Origin of the sequence: Streptomyces sp. NPDC087845, from assembly GCF_044742755.1 — a bacterium.
Lineage (GTDB): Bacteria > Actinomycetota > Actinomycetes > Streptomycetales > Streptomycetaceae > Streptomyces.
Genome location: NZ_JBIUVC010000016.1, coordinates 57,496 through 73,617 on the forward strand (window position 1 = coordinate 57,496; position 16,122 = coordinate 73,617).

The following is a 16,122-nucleotide window of genomic DNA, read 5'->3' on the forward strand; positions in this document are numbered from 1 at the left end:
CAAGGAGTGAGCACATGCCCCAGACCGTCCTACCGATGGAAGACACGCCCGCCCTGGTGCGTCCGGGCGTCCTCCGTACCTCGATCAAGGTTGAGCCGCTGACCTGTACCATCGGCGCCGAGCTGTCCGGTGTGAACCTCGGCGACGCCGCGCGCGACGGCGATCTGTTCGCCGAGATCCAGGCGCTGCTGCTGCAGTACAAGGTCCTTTTCCTGCGTGACCAGGACATCACGCGCGCCGAACACATCGCCTTCGCCGGGCGCTTCGGCCCGCTGGAGGACCATCCGGCGGTCGGCAGCGACCCCGACCACCCAGGGCTGGTCCGCATCTACAAGGATCTGGACAGCAAACCCGAGCACTACGAGAACGCGCTGCACTGCGACGCGACCTGGCGCGCGTGCCCGCCCATGGGCGCCGTGCTGCGCTGCGTGGAAACACCAGAGGTGGGTGGTGACACGATCTGGGTCAATATGGCTGAGGCCTATCGCAGGCTGCCGGAGCACATCAAGACGCAGATCGCGGGCCTGCGCGCACGGCACAGCATCGAGGCGACCTTCGGTGCCGTGATGCCGACGGAGCAACGTCACGAGCTGAAGGCCCGCTTCCCGGACCCGGAGCACCCGGTGGTGCGTGCCCACCCGGAGACCGGCGAGCAGATTCTCTTCGTCAACGCCTTCACCACGCACTTCGTCAATTACCACACGCCTGAGAACGTGCGCTTCGGCCAGGACTACGCGCCCGGAGCGGGCAGTCTCCTGAACTACCTGATCAGCCAGGCGGCCGTCCCCGAGTACCAGGTGCGCTGGCGCTGGCAGAAGAACAGCGTCGCCATCTGGGACAACCGCTCCACCCAGCATTACGCCGTCCAGGACTACTGGCCCGCCGTCCGCAAGATGGAGCGCGCGGGGGTTGTCGGCGACAAACCTTTCTGAGCCCCGACCAGAGACGAAAAGGTGATGCCAATGGGACTGCACACTACCGGCACAACGGTGCCAGGGACGTCTCCCGCCGCACCGGCTGTATCCCGTAGCTATGCCTGGCTGGTGTTCGCCCTCGGTTTTGGGCTTCTGCTGTCCGACTACATGTCGCGACAGGTCCTCAACGCGGTTTTTCCCCTGCTGAAAGAGGAATGGCTGCTCTCCGACGCCGAGTTGGGCTCTCTCAGCGGCATCGTGGCTTTGATGGTCGGAGTGCTCACCTTCCCCCTGTCGCTTCTGGCGGACCGCTGGGGCCGGGTCGAGATTTTGGTCATCGCCGCGACGGCGTGGAGCCTGGCGACCCTGGGCTGCGCCATTTCCGCGAGCTACGGCCAGATGTTTCTGGGCCGGTTCATGGTGGGCGTCGGAGAGGCGGCCTACGGGAGCGTCGGCATCGCGGTGGTCCTCAGCGTGTTCCCCATCGGCTTGCGGGCCACGCTCTCCGGAGCTTTCATGGCTGGGGGGTCGTTCGGATCCGTGCTGGGCGTGTCGATCGGCGGTGTGATCGCCCAGGAGTATGGCTGGCGCTGGGCGTTCGGCGCGATGGGAATCCTCGGGCTGGTCCTGGCCGCGGTCTACGGCTTCGTGGTCACCGAGAAGAGGCTGGGCCCGGCGTCCATGCGTAACAGCGCCGTGTCCGGCGAACACGCCCCCATCCGGACCCAACTGCCGCGGCTGTTCTCCTCGGTCTCCGTGGTCTGCGCCTACATCGGCAGCGGGCTGCAGATGTTCATCGCGATGGCCCTGCTCGCGTGGATACCCAGTTTCCTCGACCGGTACTACGACATGCCTCCTGCGAAGGCCGGCCTGGCCGCCGGGGTCTTCGCGCTGATCAGTGGCATCGGCATGATCCTCTGCGGGATCGTCGCGGACCGCCTCAGCCGGAAGGCCGCGGCCCGGAAGTGGATCGTTGCGATCGTCTGTGCTCTCGGGTCGTTCGTGCTGCTGATGGCGGGATTCCACCTGCCGGTCGGCCCGCTGCAGCTTGTGTTGATCGCGGCCGGGACCCTGGTGGCCGGCGGCACCGCCGGTCCGGCGGCCGCCATGGTGGCCAATCTGACCCCCGCCGCCATTGCGGCGACGGCTTTCGCCACCCTCACGCTGGCCAACAGCCTGCTCGGGCTGGCCCCCGGGCCCGCGGTGACGGGCATGCTCGCGGACCATCTGGGCCTGCTCGGCGCTCTGCAGGTGATCCCGCTCGTCGCGCTCGCTGGCAGCGTGGCCTTCACCATCGGCAAGTTCTCCTACGAAAATGACCTGCGCCGCCTGGGGCTGCTCCCCGACCCGGCGCTCAAGACCCCGGAGTTGCGGTCATGAGTCTCAGCGCACAGCCGACGGTCGTCATCGTCCCCGGACTGCGCGATCATGTGCCGGACCACTGGCAGACCGTCCTCGCCGACAAGATCGCCGGCGCCCGAACCGTTCCCCCGCTGGAGAAGGACAGGCTGAGCCGCGACGCCCAGGTCGCCGCACTGGACGAGATGCTGTCGGACATCTCCGGGCCCGTCGTACTGGTTGCCCACAGTGCCGGGGCGATCACCACCGTGCACTGGGCGCAACGACTCCGGCGTTCCGTCAAGGGCGCGCTGCTGGCGGCGCCGCCGGACTTCGACACCCCGCTGCCGGACGGCTACCCCACCCCGGAAGTCCTGCGCGAAAACGGCTGGACGCCGACGCCGCGGACACCCCTGCCCTTCCCCAGCATCGTCGCGGCGAGCACGAACGACCCCCTGGCCGCTGCCGATCGCGTCGCTGATCTCGCCAGGGCATGGGGGAGCCGCCTCGTGGACCTCGGCCCGGTCGGACACCTCAACCCGGCCTCCGGCTACGGCGCATGGCCCCGGGCGGAGGAGTTCGTCCGCGAGCTCCGCCGAGCCTCGTCCGACATGTCCGCCTGACCGGTGACGGTCTTGCCTCATGGCTCCCTCCTGCCCGCGCCGGGCAGGAGGGAGCCATGTGCCGCCGAGCACGCCTCGTTGCGGACATGTCGATGCGTCCCGTATGCGCTTGCCCTGGCCGACCTCTGCGAGCCGCGGTCCCCACCCGCCTCCGTGGTCGCGTTGCTGGCCAGTGCTGCTGTCGGCGCGGTGTGGACCGTGTGCTCACCGGACTTCGGGACGTCCAGCGTGCTCGCGCGGCTGCAGCAGGCGTTTGTGCCGGTTGACGGTGTGGAAGTACGCGGCGTCCTCGCCCTGGAACGGCGGGCCCCAGGCGCGGGTGTCGTCGCCTCCTTCGACGTTCTCCACCTTGATCACGTCGGCTCCTGGATCACCAAGGATCATCGTGCAGAACTGGCCGGACAGAATGCGGGACAGGCCGAGCACCCGGAGGCCTGCGAGGGCGCCCCCGTGTTCGAGCCAGGGGGAACCTGCTGCGGAATCGGGCGTGACTTCTCCGATCTGATGGACTGGCAGGTACGGTCGTCGGAGCCACCGCTCCGGAGCTCGGGCGGGCTGTCAGGGCGTGGCTGCGTTCGCGGGCCATGACAGCGGACTTGCGGGTCGTGCCCCGCGACGATGCTGAGTATGAGCGCGACGTCCTGCACCGTGCGGGCCATGGGTCCGTCGACGGCGAGCGTGCACCAGTCCTCCGACGAGGCGACCAGGCCCGCACTGGGGCCTGGCCGTCCTCGTCCTCGCCCGTACCGCCCGCCGCGTCCCCCTCTTCCTCGCCGGAGCGCTGGTCGTCCCGGTCCTCTTCACCCCTGGCAGGCTACGACTGGTGGGAGGGCTACCGGCTGCTGGTCGAGCGCTACTACCAGGGGGCCGGCGGCTTCCGCCCGTACTCCTACTGGGTCTGGGCGAATTCTCGCCTGCACCACGATCGCTGCGGGCCTCGCCACGGTCGCCGGGCTCCGCCGCGCCGCGGCCGGCGCCCCCGGTGCCGGTACGCGCCCTGCGTACCGGCACCACCTGTGCACCCCAACGGCTGATTCTGCTCACTCTGATGGCGCTCCTGGCGGCCGACCTGTCCGGGATGAGCAAGGCGGAGACGGAACGCATCTGGCAGCCCTTCATCCTCTGGCTGCTGCCCGCCGCCGCCCTTCTGCCCATCGGCACCCGGAGCGGCCGGCCGACGGCGCAGGCCGTCGTTGCCCTGCTCGTCAACCACCCGCTGTGGACCGGGTGGTGGGAATGAGACCGTTGAACTCATCCGCGGCAGGGCACGGACGAATCCACGTTGACGTTCCGGTACGCCGACAAGCACCGACGGGTGCTGTCACCTGAGGTGTCGCGGAGTCCTGCACACTCCACGGCCACACGCATTCTCGTCCCACGGCCGCCGGGGTGGCCGTGGGACGAGGCCGAGCCGGCGGCGCGCGGCGTGTATGCGCCGCTGCATTCCGTGTCCTTCATGCCGTCCGAGGGGTCGAGCGTTTGCGTGTACGTGCGCCGTGTTGCACTCAGCGGTGCGGTGACCGTCGGACGGACAGGACCGCGACGTCGTCGTGCTGGCCGCCCCCTCCGGCGAACGCACGCGCGTCGTCGTAGAGGGCGTGCGGCAGCTCGGTGGGGGAGAGCGACGCGCGCTCGGTGAGGCGTTCGGTGACGGGGTAGAACGTACCGTCGGCGGCGCGGGTCTCGGTGAGCCCATCGGTGGTCAGCAGCAGCGTCGCACCGGACGGGAAGGGGAACCAGTCGACGGTCGCGGGTTCAGCGGCGAGTTCGGCGAGACCGAGGGGGACGCCGGAGCCGATGGCCGGTGTGGTGACGGTGGTGTCGTGCAGCAGCTGTGGCGGAATGTGCCCGCAGTTGATGACTTGTACCTCGTCGTGCGCGTCGACGTTGACGATGAGCGCGGTGACGAATCTTTCGTCGTCGCCGGTCTGTGCGGCATAGGAGTTGTGCCGTACGACAGAGGCATCGAGGGCATCGACGAGCGCGGTCAGGGTGGGCTCCCGGTGGGCCGCCTCACGGAAGGCGCCGATGACGGCGAACGCGGCGCCGACCGCGGGCAGGCCCTTGCCCTGGACGTCGCCGATCAGAACCCGGGTCCCCCATGGGGAGACGACGACGTCGTAGATGTCGCCGCCGACGAGCCGGTCCTCCTGCACGGGCTCGTACACGCCGTCGACCAGGACGTCGTCGGTGAGCAGAGGCAGAGGGCGCAGGATGTGGCGCTGCATTGCTGCGGCGGTGGAGCGAAGCCGCAGTGTCTCGTGCTCGCGGTGGATTCGACGCTGGCAGGCGTAGACAGAGGCCGCGCCCAGGGCGAGGGTGAGCAGCATCATCAGGATCCTGTCGAGCCACGACCGTCCGTCGCCGTGCCGGACCACCACGGTGACGGCCACCACAAGCGTGGTCCATGCAGACACAAACGTCGTCTGGCGTACGGTGCACAGCGCCGACGCCGTCCCCGGCAGGAACACAAGGAGCCCCAGAAGCCACACCGGGGACTCTGACAGGGCACCGATGATCAACACCAGGGCCGTCACCGACACCACGCCGATCACGACTTCGGCATTGCGCGGTGGTTCGACGGCCTCGAAAGGATGCGCGAATCTCTTCGGGTGAGTACGGGTCACGGGGCCTCCCGGGCAGGTGGTGTACTCCCCGTACGTTAGGCAGGCCCAGCCACGGGCGAGCCGCGCCCCGCCGAACGATGTCCTCTGTGCGGCGAGCAGCACTACGTGCACGGTGCGGCCCCTGCACCGCGCACGCGGCAGGTGGGAGCCGCGCCGCCGACTGCGCGGCTCCCACCCGGTCGGTTACTTCCGCACGCCGACCGCGCGGATGATCTCCTGCTTGACCGAGCCGCCCTTGTTGTCGGAGGCCGAGGCCCGCACGGAGATGTACCGCGCGCCGTTCGGCACCCGCACGGAGCCGGCCCAGGCAGCGGACTTGCCGCGTACCCCGTCGAGTTCGACGGACGTCCACGTCGCGCCGTCGTCGAAGGAGACCTCCAGCGTGGAGCCGGTGATCTTCCCGGTGTCCGTCGCGCCCTCTATGTACTCGGAGAAGATCCCGAGATCCAGCCGCTTTCCGGCCCGCACATCACCCTGCAGGTCGGTGTCGACGCCGAACCCGAGGTTGAGCACCGGCAGATACGTCCACCGGTCGGCCGGCGTGGCGGACGACTTGAAGGTCCATTCGGAGTGGCCCTTCGTGGAAAGCCGCCAGACGTCCGGGTCCATCGTGGTGTCGGTGACCACCTTGAAGTCCTGCTCGGTCGGCTTCACGCCCCAGGCGTGCACCCCCGAGCTTTGCTTCCGATCGACCTGCACCCCGTCCACGTACACCTCGGTGAACTGGGTCAGCGACTTCTGGTTGAACACTTCGCCGAAGCCGGTGTGGTCCGGTCCCGAGTCGCCCCAGCCCGGCGTGTTGAACTCCAGGTCGTTGCCCGCGCGACGCTGGCCCCAGCCGAGACCGGTACCCAGCCACGGGTGCCAGACCGGCTTGAACCATTCGGTCCCGGAGCGCTTGCCGCCGCGGTAATGCACGACGCCGCTGCGCTCCTCCAGGGCACCCGGGCCACTGGACATGGACTCGTGCCAGCCCTGGTCGGGGCCGGCGCTGATGTAGTCGGTGCGCTCCGCGGGGAACTTGATCTTCTCCTGGAATCCGAAGCCGACGGGGAAGCTGTCGGTGATCGAGTAGCGGAACTCGCCGCCGTCGGCGGGCTTCGGCGCGTGGAACTTGTTGTTGACCACCGCCAGTTCGCTCTTGCCCGGCCGGTAGGTCAGATCAGCGGGGATCGCCCCCGGGTATCCCTTGCTGAGGTCGTAGACATAGGGCGTGAACTCGGTGCCGGTCAGTTCCACGCCCCGGTGGAGTCGAGCGGCCTCGATCAGGCGCGCCCCGTCCTGCGCGTTCACCGTCGCGCTGTACAGGGGACGAGTCTCCCCGTCGGCCGCGCTGAAGTTGGCCATCAGCCGTCCGGGAGCCTCATCGGTGACGAACAGAGCCTTGGCGCCCGCATCCCGTGCGTTCTGGGCCAGCTCGGCGGACGTGATCGCGTCGGTGCGGCGCACGACGACCGCGTTGCCCGCCACGTCCTTGCCGGCGTAGTCGGCGGGGCTTCCGGCGCCCGCGTCCACCAGGGACATCCGCTTCTGCCCGGTGAACATGTCCGATCCGTACTGCACGGTCGTCTCGCCGAGCCGCTTGCCGCCTGCTTCGACATCGAGTTGCGGCTTGCCGAGACGCCAGACGGTCCGGTACTCGAAGGTGCCCGTGGCGGGCTTGCGGGTCGGTGCGGCGAAGATGCTGTCGTACTTCGGCGGGACCTGCACGGCCGGCGCGAAGGATGCGCCGTTCGCGGACCGGTTGAACTTCATCAGCAGCTGACGGGTCTCGGTCCGCCGGTCCACCTCGGCCCGGATCTCCCGCAACTTCGTCCCGTCGAGGGTGACTTCGCGGTCACGGTCCATGGTGACCTCGGGCTCGGTGAGCAGACCGAGGCCGAGCGAGTCCTTGCCCTTGCTGCCACGCACGTCGAGGAAGCTGCACAGGGTGTACATGCCGGGCTGCAGACGCAGCTGGAGCGTGCCGGATTCGCCGACCGTGGCGGGGAAGGGGTCTACGTCCTTGGCCAGCTGCTTTACGGTCAGGTTAGCGGCGGACGCCGCGCCGTCGCGGTCCTTGACATGGACGGTGAGGGTGTAGCGCTCGTTCTCCTTGGTCAGGCCGAAGACCGTGTGCGCCACCACCGTGTCGCCGGCCTTGGCGACGATCCGCCCGGAGGTGGCGCCGACGGGTGCGGCGGTGCCGTCACCGGTGACCGTGGTCTGTGCGGTGCCGTGTGCCGGCACGGTGAGGGTGGAGTCGGCGAGGGTGACCACGTTGCCCGGAGCGCCCTCGACGGCCAGCGCCAGGGCGACCGGCTGGTCGGAGGCGTTGGTGTAGGTCAGTGTCTTCGTGACCGGCTTGTTCGTCTCGTAGGGCCAGCTGGTGAAGCCGAGGTCGGCGCTGCCGGTCGCGGTGATCTGCGCGGCGATCGCGGACGGGACGTCCACGCGGCCCGCACCCACCTCGTACGATGTGCCGCTGATCTGCTTGGACGTGCTCATCAGCCCGTCCTTGAGCTGCTGTCCGCTCCAGTCGGGGTGCTTCTCGGCGAGCAGCGCCGCCACGCCCGCGACGTGCGGGGTGGCCATGGACGTGCCGCTCATCGATGTGTACGGGCCGCTGCCGCTCACGAGCTGCGAGCGCGCCGCGAGGATGTCCACGCCCGGCGCGGACAGGTCGGGCTTCAGCGCGTTGTCGCCGAGGCGCGGGCCCTGGCTGGAGAACGGCGCACGCCTGTCGGCGGAGTCGACCGCGCCGATCGTCAGCGCGGAGTCGGCCGCGCCGGGGGAGCCGATGCTGCCGGGGGAGCCGGAGTTGCCGGCCGCGATCACGAACAGGGCGCCGGTGTCCTTGGAGAGGGTGTTCACCGCCTGGGCCATCGGGTCGGTGCCGTCACTGCCCTGCCGCGATCCGAGGCTCATGGAGATGATCTTGGCGTGGACGTCCTTGGCCGCCCATTCCATCCCGGCGATGATCTGCGAATCGGATCCGGAGCCCTGGTTGTTGAGAACCTTGCCGACGGCGAGCGTGGCGCCGGGCGCGACTCCCTTCTCCTTGCCGTCGGACGCCGCGCCACTGCCACCGACGGTGGAGGAGACATGCGTGCCGTGGCCGTGCCGGTCGGCGACCTCCTCGCCGTCGATGAAACTCTTGGTCTCGCTCACCCGGTCCTTGAGATCGGGATGGGTCAGGTCCACGCCCGTGTCGAGGACGGCGACCTTGACACCCTTGCCGGTCAGCCCGGCCTCCCAGGCCGCGGGGGTGCCGATCTGGGCGTTGCTGGCCTCCATCGCGGCGTCGACGCGTGCGTCCAGCCAGATCTTCGCGACGCCGCCCGCCAGACGCACACGGCCCGGAGCCGCGCTGCGCGCCCCGGAAGTGACGTCCGGTGCGACCGTGCGCCAGAACTCCCCGGACGTCGACGCCTCCAGGGCCGCACCGCCCACGCTCGGCAGCCCACGGACCTGGCGGGCTCCGTGAGGCGTCGCGCTGCGGGCGTTCTTCGTGTACGTCACGATGAGCGGGAGGCCGTCGGACGACGGGTCACCGAGCCCCTGCTCGATCAGAGCGGTGACGTCGAAGAGCTCGGCGTCGAGGACGCCCGCTTGGAGGTAGGGCCGGGCCTCGTCGGGTATGACGGTGATCCGGCCGTCGGACATCTCGCTGCGAACCGCTCCTGTCGCGCCCTTGGGACGTTCCACGGAGACCGACTTCCGGCCCGCGCCGAGGTCGGTCACGGTCACCTGGTCACCGGTGATCAGGGTGACGGTTCGCGCGGTGCTGGGTGCGTGCACGGGTGACGCGGCACGGCCGGTGCCCGCCCCCGCCGTCCCCAACGCCCCGGCTGCGACGGCCTGCCCTGCCGGCAGCAGTACGAGCGACAGCCCCGCTGCCAGCAGCCGGGACCTCCGCCTCGCGGATAATCTGGTCATGGATGACTCTCCTCCACGCACCCGGTGAATGGGTGGTTCCAGGTGCTGCGAAGAGTTTTCGCGGCGGCAACTTGCGTGTCGACCATTCTGCGCTGGCGGATATCTGCCTTGGCAGAGACCCGTCAGAGACGGCCGCCTAGCACGAACTGGTCCTAGCCCAGCCGTGGGGCGGGCGTACCAGCCGAGTTGGATGCGGGTGGTCACCCCGGCCTGGACCATCAACCTCTGGATGTGCCGCTGCACGGTGCGCGCTGGTATTTCCACCTGCGAGGCCACCGCGTGGTCGGTGAGACCGGCGACCAGTTCGCCACCCTCGCCCGGCACTTCTTCCGGACCTTTCCGCAACTGGAGGGGGTCCGCTCCACGTACGCGTGGGGCGGTGCCATCGACACCAGTACCCGCTTCTGCGTGTTCTTCGACACGAGTCACCGCGGGAAGGTCGCTTGCGCCGTCGGCTGCACCGGACTCGGCGTCGATGCCATGCGCTTCGGCGCGGAGGTCATGCTCGACCTGCTCGCAGGCGACCGCACCCGGCGCACTGCGCTGGAGATGATCCGGAAAAAGCCCCTGCCCTTCCCGCCGGAGCCGGTCCGTTTCCTGGGAATTGGCATCACCAAGTGGTCCCTCGCCCGCGCGGACGAGAACGCCCGCCGGTGTAACCTCTGGCTCAAGACCCTGGTCCGCTTTGGTCTCGGCTTCGACAGCTGACACCGGACTCGGCTGCTGCCAGGAGTGGGCCTTGACCCCTGATCTTGGACACACGAGACACTGGATCCTAAGGATCTGAGAACGGACATCTCGTGGTCATGAAGAACTATCCGCCGCAGTTCAAGGCGGTCGCGGCGACATCACCTACCTCCCCGTGGACGGCGGGAAGTTCCTCTACCTGGCCACCGTCATCGACCTCGCCTCACGCCGCCTGGCCGGCTGGGCGATCGCGGATCACATGCGCACCGAGCCCGTCATTGACGGGCTGGCCGCCGCCGAGCGGACCCGCGGCAGCCTCGCCGGAGCGGTCATCCACACCGACCACGGCACCCAGCACACCAGCCGGGCGTTCGCCGATGCCTGCCACACAGCCGGCGTCCATCAGTCCATGAGCGCGATCGGCTCCAGCGCGGACAATGCGCTCGCCGAGTCCTTCAACGCGACGTTCAAACGCGAGACACTCCAGGGCCGCAAGCACTGGGCCAGCGCGCGCGAAGCCCGCCTCACCACATTTCGCTGGCTGAACCGCTACAACACAAGGCGCCGTCACTCCCGCCTCGGACACCGCAGCCCGATCGCCTACGAGACAGCAGCCGAAGCAACAGCAACTACGCTGACACCAGCCGCACAACCCGTGTCCAGGATTCGGGGTCAAGGCCCAGGAAAGCTTCACCCGCGTCTTCCCCCGTACGCGGGTGCCTTGCTTTTGTACTGCGGTGTTTGCCATCAGCAGCCGGGCGTTGGCATGGGAGGCTGTGCCCACCGGGGGAGGGAGGGGAACGGATGACGAACGCGCAAGGCGAGACGGGGAGGGACCGCGCGACGGCCGCGCAGTTGCTCGTAGCAAGCGCCGTGTGTGCGTTGTCGGCCGTCGGCGCCGTCGGTGTCGGAGACCGACTGGGAACGTGCGGTGCTGCTCTACGAGGCGCTCGGCCGGGTGGCTCCGTCACCCGTGGTCGAGCCCAACCGGGCCGTCGCCGCCGCGATGGCGATGGACCGCAGGAGGCGCTGTCCATCGTGGACAAGCTGGCCGTCTCCGGGCGCCAGTCGGGTTCGCACCTGCTCCCGACGGTGCGCGGCGAGCTGCTCGTCCGGCTCGGCCGAACCGTCAAGGCATGGGCCGAGCTGGAACTCGCCGCCCGGCTGTGTCGCAACCTCCGCGAGGGGTCGGTCCTGCTACGCAAGGCCGCCGAGCTGGCGTGACGGCCGGCGGCCACCGCTACCGCCCCGGCGTGCTGCCGCGCACGACCGGCTCCGCAGGAAGCAGCAGCCCGCTCGCCGGGGCGGCGGAGGGGTCCTCGACGGTGGTGATCAGCCGGTCGACGAGGACGTGGGCGATGGCGGCCAGGGGCAGGCGCGCGCTGGTGAGGGCGGGCTGGAGCAGCGTGCAGAGCGGGATGTCGTTGAAGCCGGTGACGGCGACGTCGTCGCCGACGGCGAGGCCTGCGGCGCGGACGGCCTGGTAGGCGGTCAGGGCGAGCCAGTCGCTTGCGCAGACCAGGGCGGTCGGGCGGTCGGGGCCGGTGAGCAGACGCTGGACGGCGTGGGAAAGCGCGGCCGGGTCGTCGTCGGGGACGCCGACCTCGAAGGCGCCGTCGGGGGCGGCGGCCGCGGCTTGCAGGAAGCCGGCCCTGCGGTCGGCGAGCCAGGGCAGGGACGCGGCGGAATTGAGGTAGCAGATCCGGCGGTGACCCTGGTCGAGCAGGAGTCCGACCAGGGCGGCGGTGGCGGCGGTGGAGTCGATGTCCACCCAGTTCTGCGGGCGGCCGGGGGCGGTGCGGCCGAAGGCGGCGAACGGGAAGCCGGCCTTGGTGAGCACGTCGACGCGGGGGTCGTCGTGGACGACGTCGGAGAGGACGAACCCGTCGACCTGGCGGGCCGCGATCAGGCCGTTGAAGGACTTGGCGACTGCTCCGGCGCCCTGCTGGGGGTCGGAGCGGAACACCAGGATGCGGTGGCCGACGGCGTCGGCGGCGGTCACCAGCGCCTGGAGGAAGCCGCCCATCAGGGGGTTGGGGTCGGCGGGGTTGTCGGCGGGGGCGGGATAGCCGATGACCTTGCGGGTGCCGGTGCGCAGGCTGCGGGCGGACTGGTCGGGCTGGTACCCGAGCTCGTCGATGGCGGCCGTGACCCGGGCGAGGGTGGTGGCACGTAGCCGGTGGGGTGCGTTGAGGGCGTTCGAGACGGTCTGGCGGGAGACTCCGGCCGCGTGTGCGACGTCCTCGATGGTCACCTGTCGAGCGGTCATCGTTCCTCTGTGGGCGGTGGTCGGCGGGCTGGGGGCGGCGGGTGGCCGCCCCCAGCCCCCGGTTGTCAGTGCTCGCGGGTCAGGGTGAGCAGGCCACCGGTCGGCACGGTCACCGAGTTCACCCCGGCGACAAAATCGAGCACGGTCTCGGACAGGATCTCACCACGGCAGTCCTGGACGCGGGCGAGGGCCTGTTCCGGTCGGGTGGCGGTCAGGAGCACCACGGGGTCGCCGTCCGCGTTGGCGATGAGCAGGGTCTGCGGGCCGTCGGCGGAGAGCCGGTCCGGGAGTGCGACGGGCAGCGGCGCGTAGCGTGCGACCACGGTGGTGTGGTGGTCGCGGGCGCGGACCAGGGGGTAGCCGAGGTCCGGTCGAACGGGTTCCAGGACGCCGAGTTGGAGGACGTCGGCGTACCGGCGGAAGACGCCGAGCCAGAAGCGCAGGGTGGCGAGCTGGTCAGGGCTTTGGGCGGCGAGGTCGACGGAGATCTGCGGCACCGAGAACAGGGCGTTGACGAGGTGGACGGCGACGGACTCGGGCGTCTCGGCGGAGTTCCACATGATCATGTCGGCGTGGACGGCGAGCGGGCCCGCGGTGAGCCGGCAGTCGACGGTGCGCTGGCGGTTCTCGGCGGGGCTGAGCGGGCAGTCGGTGGCGCGGACCATGGTGGCGTACGGCCACAGCCCTGGGCTGACGTACGGCTGGCGGTGCTCGACGATCACGTCCGGCCGGGTGCGGCGCAGGCGGGCGTCGAGGTCGGCGAGCAGCTGGAGCACGCCCTCGTGGACGGCGGTGCGGTCGGCGCCGGCCGGGGCGGGCGGGGGGTCGGTGACGGCGAAGCGGTCGATGAAGTCGAGCTTCAGACCGTCCATGTCCCACTGCTCGACGGCGCGGGAGACCTTCTCGACCAGGTAGGCGCGGACCTCGGGGTGGCGGGGGTCGAGCACGGCCGCGTCCAGGTGGGGCTCCTCGCGCAGGATCATGCTCTTGAAGTGGTCCCAGGCGTCGTTGTGCCGGCCGATGAACGGCAGTGCGTACCACAGGAGGTAGGCGAGGCCGAGCCGGTGGACCTCGGCGACGTGGGCCGCGGGGTCGGGGAAGGCCGCCGGGTTGGGCTCCCAGTCGCCGCAGTGGCCGTAGCCGCGGGCGCGGTCGGCGGTCTGCCAGCCGTCGTCGACGATGATGCTCTCGCAGCCGATGGCCGCGGCCAGGGCGGCCTGGCGTTCGACGGCGGCGGTGTCGACGTTCTGGTGGAGGCTGTACCAGGTGGAGTAGGCGGGCATCCGGGCGGCGGGGGCGATGCCGGGGTGGTGCAGGCCTTCGGCCCACCAGGCGGTCACGGCCTGCAGGGTGGCGGCGAAGTGGCGGCCACTGAGGTCGATCCGCAGCCGCAGCGGCGGCCCGTCCGGGGTGAGGTCCTGTTCGACGGTGAAGGCGAACTCGCCGCTTTCCTCCACCACGCCGGCTCCGACGCGCACGGGTGCGGAGGTCTCGCCGGCGGCGGCGGTGCACAGGGCGCGGTCGTCGGTGCCGACCAGACTGGCGACGGGGGCGCCCAGGGCGAGCGAGACGGTCCGGGGGGCGGTCCAGGACGGCGGCAGCCAGCGGGAGGCGTTGGTGTCCGGGGTCCAGTAGGCGGTGGCCCCGAGGCAGGGGACCCGCCATTCGGCACGGACGGTGGCCGCGGCCGCCGCCGTGACCTCGATCAGGGCCACGCCGCTGCCGACCGGGGTGACGGCGGTCTCCAGCCGGTCGCAGCCGAGCCCGGTGAGGTGGACGGTGAGCGGGGCGCCGGTGGAGTGGATCAGGCCGGTGGCGAGCTGCCGGTGGCCGACGGTGTCGGAGGTGGCCCCGGCCGGCGTGTTCGGGCGCCAGGCCGGGACGGGCTGCTGCGGGGCGGTGTCCGGCTCGGTGAGCGCCTGCGGGCTCTCGGTGCGCTCGCCGGCGGGGCGTGGTTCGGTGGTCACGGTGGTCACTCCTTGGTGGCCCCGGCCAGCAGGCCGGAGATGAACTGGCGCTGCAGGACGAGGAAGAGGGCCATCACGGGGATGGCAGCGATGGCGGCGGCGAGCAGGACCTGCGCGTAGTTGGTGGTCAACAGCCCCTGCAGGGTGGCGGTGGCCACGGGCAGCGTGTACATCTCGGGACTGCGCAGGGCGATCAGCGGCCAGACGAACTGGTTCCAGCTGCCGAGGAAGACGAACAGCGCGAGCGCCGCGATGACCGGCCGGTTGACCGGGATGACGATCCGCCACAGCACCCGCAGTTCGCCGGCGCCGTCGACGCGGGCCGCGTCCAGGAGTTCGTCGGGCATGGAGCGCAGTGCCTGCCGCATCAGGAAGATGCCGAACGGGGTGACCAGGCCGGGCAGGATGACGGACTGGTAGGAGTCGATCAGGCCCAGTTCCATCATCATTTGGAAGATCGGGATCAGCATCACCGTGTCGGGGATGACCAGGGTGCTGAGCAGCAGGACGAAGAACAGGTTGCGCCCGCGGAAGTCGAACTTGGCGAAGGCGTAGCCGGCCAGGACCGAGATGGCGACCGCGCCGACCGTCTGGACGCCCGCCACCAGCACGGTGTTGAGCAGGACGCGGGTGAGCCCGATGGACTCCTGGAGCCCGCGGAGGTTGTCCATGAGGTGGCCGCCGGGCAGTAGCTTCGGCGGCCAGGAGAACACGTCCTTGTCGTCCTGGGTGGCGGCGATGGCGAGCCAGTAGAACGGGCCGACGCAGAGCCCGAAGGCGCCCGCGAGCAACAGGGTGAGCAGTGGGCCGCGGGGCTTCACCGGCGCTCTCCCATCAGGCGGACCTGCAGGATGCCGAGCACGGACACGATCAGCGCGAGCGCGTAGGCGAGGGCCGATGCGTAGCCGAAGTCGAAGTACTTGAAGCCGTTGTTGTAGAGGTACATGGTGACCGTCAAAGTGGCGTTGTCGGGGCCGCCGCCGGTGAGGACGTACGGCTCGTCGAAGAGCTGCAGGGTGCCGATGGTGGAGAGCACCACGGTGAGGAGCAGGATCGGCCGCAGCTGGGGAAGGGTGATGGAGACGAAGCGCCGGATCGGACCGGCGCCGTCGACCATCGCGGCCTCGTACAGCTCCTTGGGAATGCCCTGCAGACCTGCGAGGTACAGCACCGCGTTGTAGCCGGTGTAGTGCCAGGTGAGGACGAGGACGACACCCACGCGGGCCCAGGAGGGGCTGCCGAGCCAGTTCACCCGGTCGACGCCGAACCCGGAGAGGACCCAGTTCAGCAGTCCGGCGTCGTGGTTGAGGATCACGGAGAACATCACGCCCGCGGCGACCAGACCGGTCAGCGAGGGGACGAAGACGCCGAGCCGCCAGAGCGGGCGCAGCCAGACCTTGGTGGAGTTGAGGCCGATGGCGACGAGCAGGGCGAGGCCGAGCATCAGCGGCACCTGGACGACCAGGATCAGCGCGGTGTTCTTCAGCGCGGTCCAGAACAGCGGATCGTCCAGCAGACGCCGGTAGTTGGCGAGTCCGGCGAAGTGCCGGTCGTCCCCGTTGCCGGTGGTGAGGCTGATCCAGAGCGAGTCGGCGATGGGATACGCCTTGAAGATCGCGAAGCCCAGCACCGCGGGCATGATCAGCAGGTACGGGACGGAGGCGCGGGTCAGCAGTCGGCGCCGGCCCGGGCGGGCGCGGCCGGAATGCTTGGGGGCGCCACGGCCGGCCGTGGCGGCGGCGGTGGCGGGAGCGCGTTCGGACGGGGCGAGGGACATGG

The 16,122-nt window shown here is 70.2% G+C and carries 10 protein-coding genes and 4 pseudogenes; 7 read left to right on the forward strand and 7 right to left on the reverse strand.

Annotated features, from left to right (window positions below):
- Positions 1-14: 14 nt before the first annotated feature.
- The 3 genes from ACIOMQ_RS32120 to ACIOMQ_RS32130 all read left to right on the forward strand — a co-directional run bounded on the left by ACIOMQ_RS32120 (position 15) and on the right by ACIOMQ_RS32130 (position 2,875).
- Complete coding sequence (locus tag ACIOMQ_RS32120; RefSeq protein WP_402191420.1) at positions 15-932, forward strand: TauD/TfdA dioxygenase family protein; 918 nt, start codon at positions 15-17, stop codon at positions 930-932.
- 111 nt (positions 933-1,043) lie between these two features.
- Positions 1,044-2,294 carry an MFS transporter gene (locus ACIOMQ_RS32125; protein WP_401941495.1) on the forward strand — a complete coding sequence of 417 codons (1,251 nt, stop codon included), beginning with the start codon at positions 1,044-1,046 and terminating at the stop codon, positions 2,292-2,294.
- The gene (locus ACIOMQ_RS32130; RefSeq protein ID WP_401941498.1) at positions 2,291-2,875 is read left to right on the forward strand and encodes an RBBP9/YdeN family alpha/beta hydrolase; all 585 of its coding nucleotides are present in this window, start codon (positions 2,291-2,293) and stop codon (positions 2,873-2,875) included. The genes ACIOMQ_RS32125 and ACIOMQ_RS32130 overlap by 4 nt, the downstream gene beginning before the upstream one ends.
- Before the next feature lie 306 nt (positions 2,876-3,181).
- Here the strand turns inward: ACIOMQ_RS32130 and ACIOMQ_RS32135 are convergent.
- A pseudogene (locus ACIOMQ_RS32135) lies at positions 3,182-3,259 on the reverse strand (CoA transferase); the annotation flags it as partial.
- Positions 3,260-3,596: 337 nt separating this feature from the next.
- Here ACIOMQ_RS32135 and ACIOMQ_RS32140 point away from each other — a divergent pair.
- A pseudogene (locus tag ACIOMQ_RS32140) lies at positions 3,597-4,115 on the forward strand (hypothetical protein); the annotation flags it as partial.
- Positions 4,116-4,380: 265 nt separating this feature from the next.
- On the opposite strand, the gene ACIOMQ_RS32145 reads toward ACIOMQ_RS32140, so the two are convergent.
- Positions 4,381-5,502, reverse strand: coding sequence for a PP2C family protein-serine/threonine phosphatase (locus ACIOMQ_RS32145; RefSeq protein WP_362207069.1), 1,122 nt, complete (start codon positions 5,500-5,502; stop codon positions 4,381-4,383).
- A 183-nt stretch (positions 5,503-5,685) separates the two neighbouring features.
- Complete coding sequence (locus tag ACIOMQ_RS32150; protein ID WP_362207071.1) at positions 5,686-9,420, reverse strand: S8 family serine peptidase; 3,735 nt, start codon at positions 9,418-9,420, stop codon at positions 5,686-5,688.
- 270 nt (positions 9,421-9,690) lie between these two features.
- Here ACIOMQ_RS32150 and ACIOMQ_RS32155 point away from each other — a divergent pair.
- The 3 genes and pseudogenes from ACIOMQ_RS32155 to ACIOMQ_RS32165 form a co-directional block, all read left to right on the forward strand.
- Positions 9,691-10,128 (forward strand): annotated as a pseudogene (locus ACIOMQ_RS32155) (FAD-dependent oxidoreductase); the annotation flags it as partial.
- Between the two features lie 133 nt (positions 10,129-10,261).
- Positions 10,262-10,744, forward strand: a pseudogene (locus tag ACIOMQ_RS32160) (IS3 family transposase); the annotation flags it as partial.
- A gap of 401 nt (positions 10,745-11,145) precedes the next feature.
- A complete protein-coding gene (locus ACIOMQ_RS32165) occupies positions 11,146-11,331 on the forward strand; it encodes a hypothetical protein (RefSeq protein ID WP_401270276.1) in 186 nt (61 codons plus the stop codon).
- Between the two features lie 16 nt (positions 11,332-11,347).
- On the opposite strand, the gene ACIOMQ_RS32170 is transcribed toward ACIOMQ_RS32165, so the two are convergent.
- From ACIOMQ_RS32170 to ACIOMQ_RS32185, 4 genes are all read right to left on the reverse strand, one after another.
- Positions 11,348-12,376 carry a LacI family DNA-binding transcriptional regulator gene (locus tag ACIOMQ_RS32170; RefSeq protein WP_401758306.1) on the reverse strand — a complete coding sequence of 343 codons (1,029 nt, stop codon included), beginning with the start codon at positions 12,374-12,376 and terminating at the stop codon, positions 11,348-11,350.
- Positions 12,377-12,441: 65 nt separating this feature from the next.
- Positions 12,442-14,343: a glycoside hydrolase family 36 protein gene (locus ACIOMQ_RS32175; protein WP_402191423.1), complete on the reverse strand. Its 1,902-nt coding sequence runs from the start codon at positions 14,341-14,343 to the stop codon at positions 12,442-12,444.
- A 5-nt stretch (positions 14,344-14,348) separates the two neighbouring features.
- Complete coding sequence (locus ACIOMQ_RS32180; protein WP_266366389.1) at positions 14,349-15,164, reverse strand: carbohydrate ABC transporter permease; 816 nt, start codon at positions 15,162-15,164, stop codon at positions 14,349-14,351.
- Positions 15,161-16,120, reverse strand: coding sequence for a carbohydrate ABC transporter permease (locus ACIOMQ_RS32185; protein ID WP_402191425.1), 960 nt, complete (start codon positions 16,118-16,120; stop codon positions 15,161-15,163). Before ACIOMQ_RS32185 ends, ACIOMQ_RS32180 begins: the two co-directional genes overlap by 4 nt.
- Positions 16,121-16,122: the final 2 nt, after the last annotated feature.

What these genes read in the sequence shown, in the direction of transcription:
- ACIOMQ_RS32150 (WP_362207071.1), bottom strand. Translation starts at nt 9,420, where the DNA reads ATGACCAGATTATCCGCGAGGCGGAGGTCCCGGCTGCTGGCAGCGGGG.
- ACIOMQ_RS32120 (WP_402191420.1), top strand. Translation starts at nt 15, where the DNA reads ATGCCCCAGACCGTCCTACCGATGGAAGACACGCCCGCCCTGGTGCGT.
- ACIOMQ_RS32185 (WP_402191425.1), bottom strand. Translation starts at nt 16,120, where the DNA reads ATGTCCCTCGCCCCGTCCGAACGCGCTCCCGCCACCGCCGCCGCCACG.
- ACIOMQ_RS32130 (WP_401941498.1), top strand. Translation starts at nt 2,291, where the DNA reads ATGAGTCTCAGCGCACAGCCGACGGTCGTCATCGTCCCCGGACTGCGC.
- ACIOMQ_RS32170 (WP_401758306.1), bottom strand. Translation starts at nt 12,376, where the DNA reads ATGACCGCTCGACAGGTGACCATCGAGGACGTCGCACACGCGGCCGGA.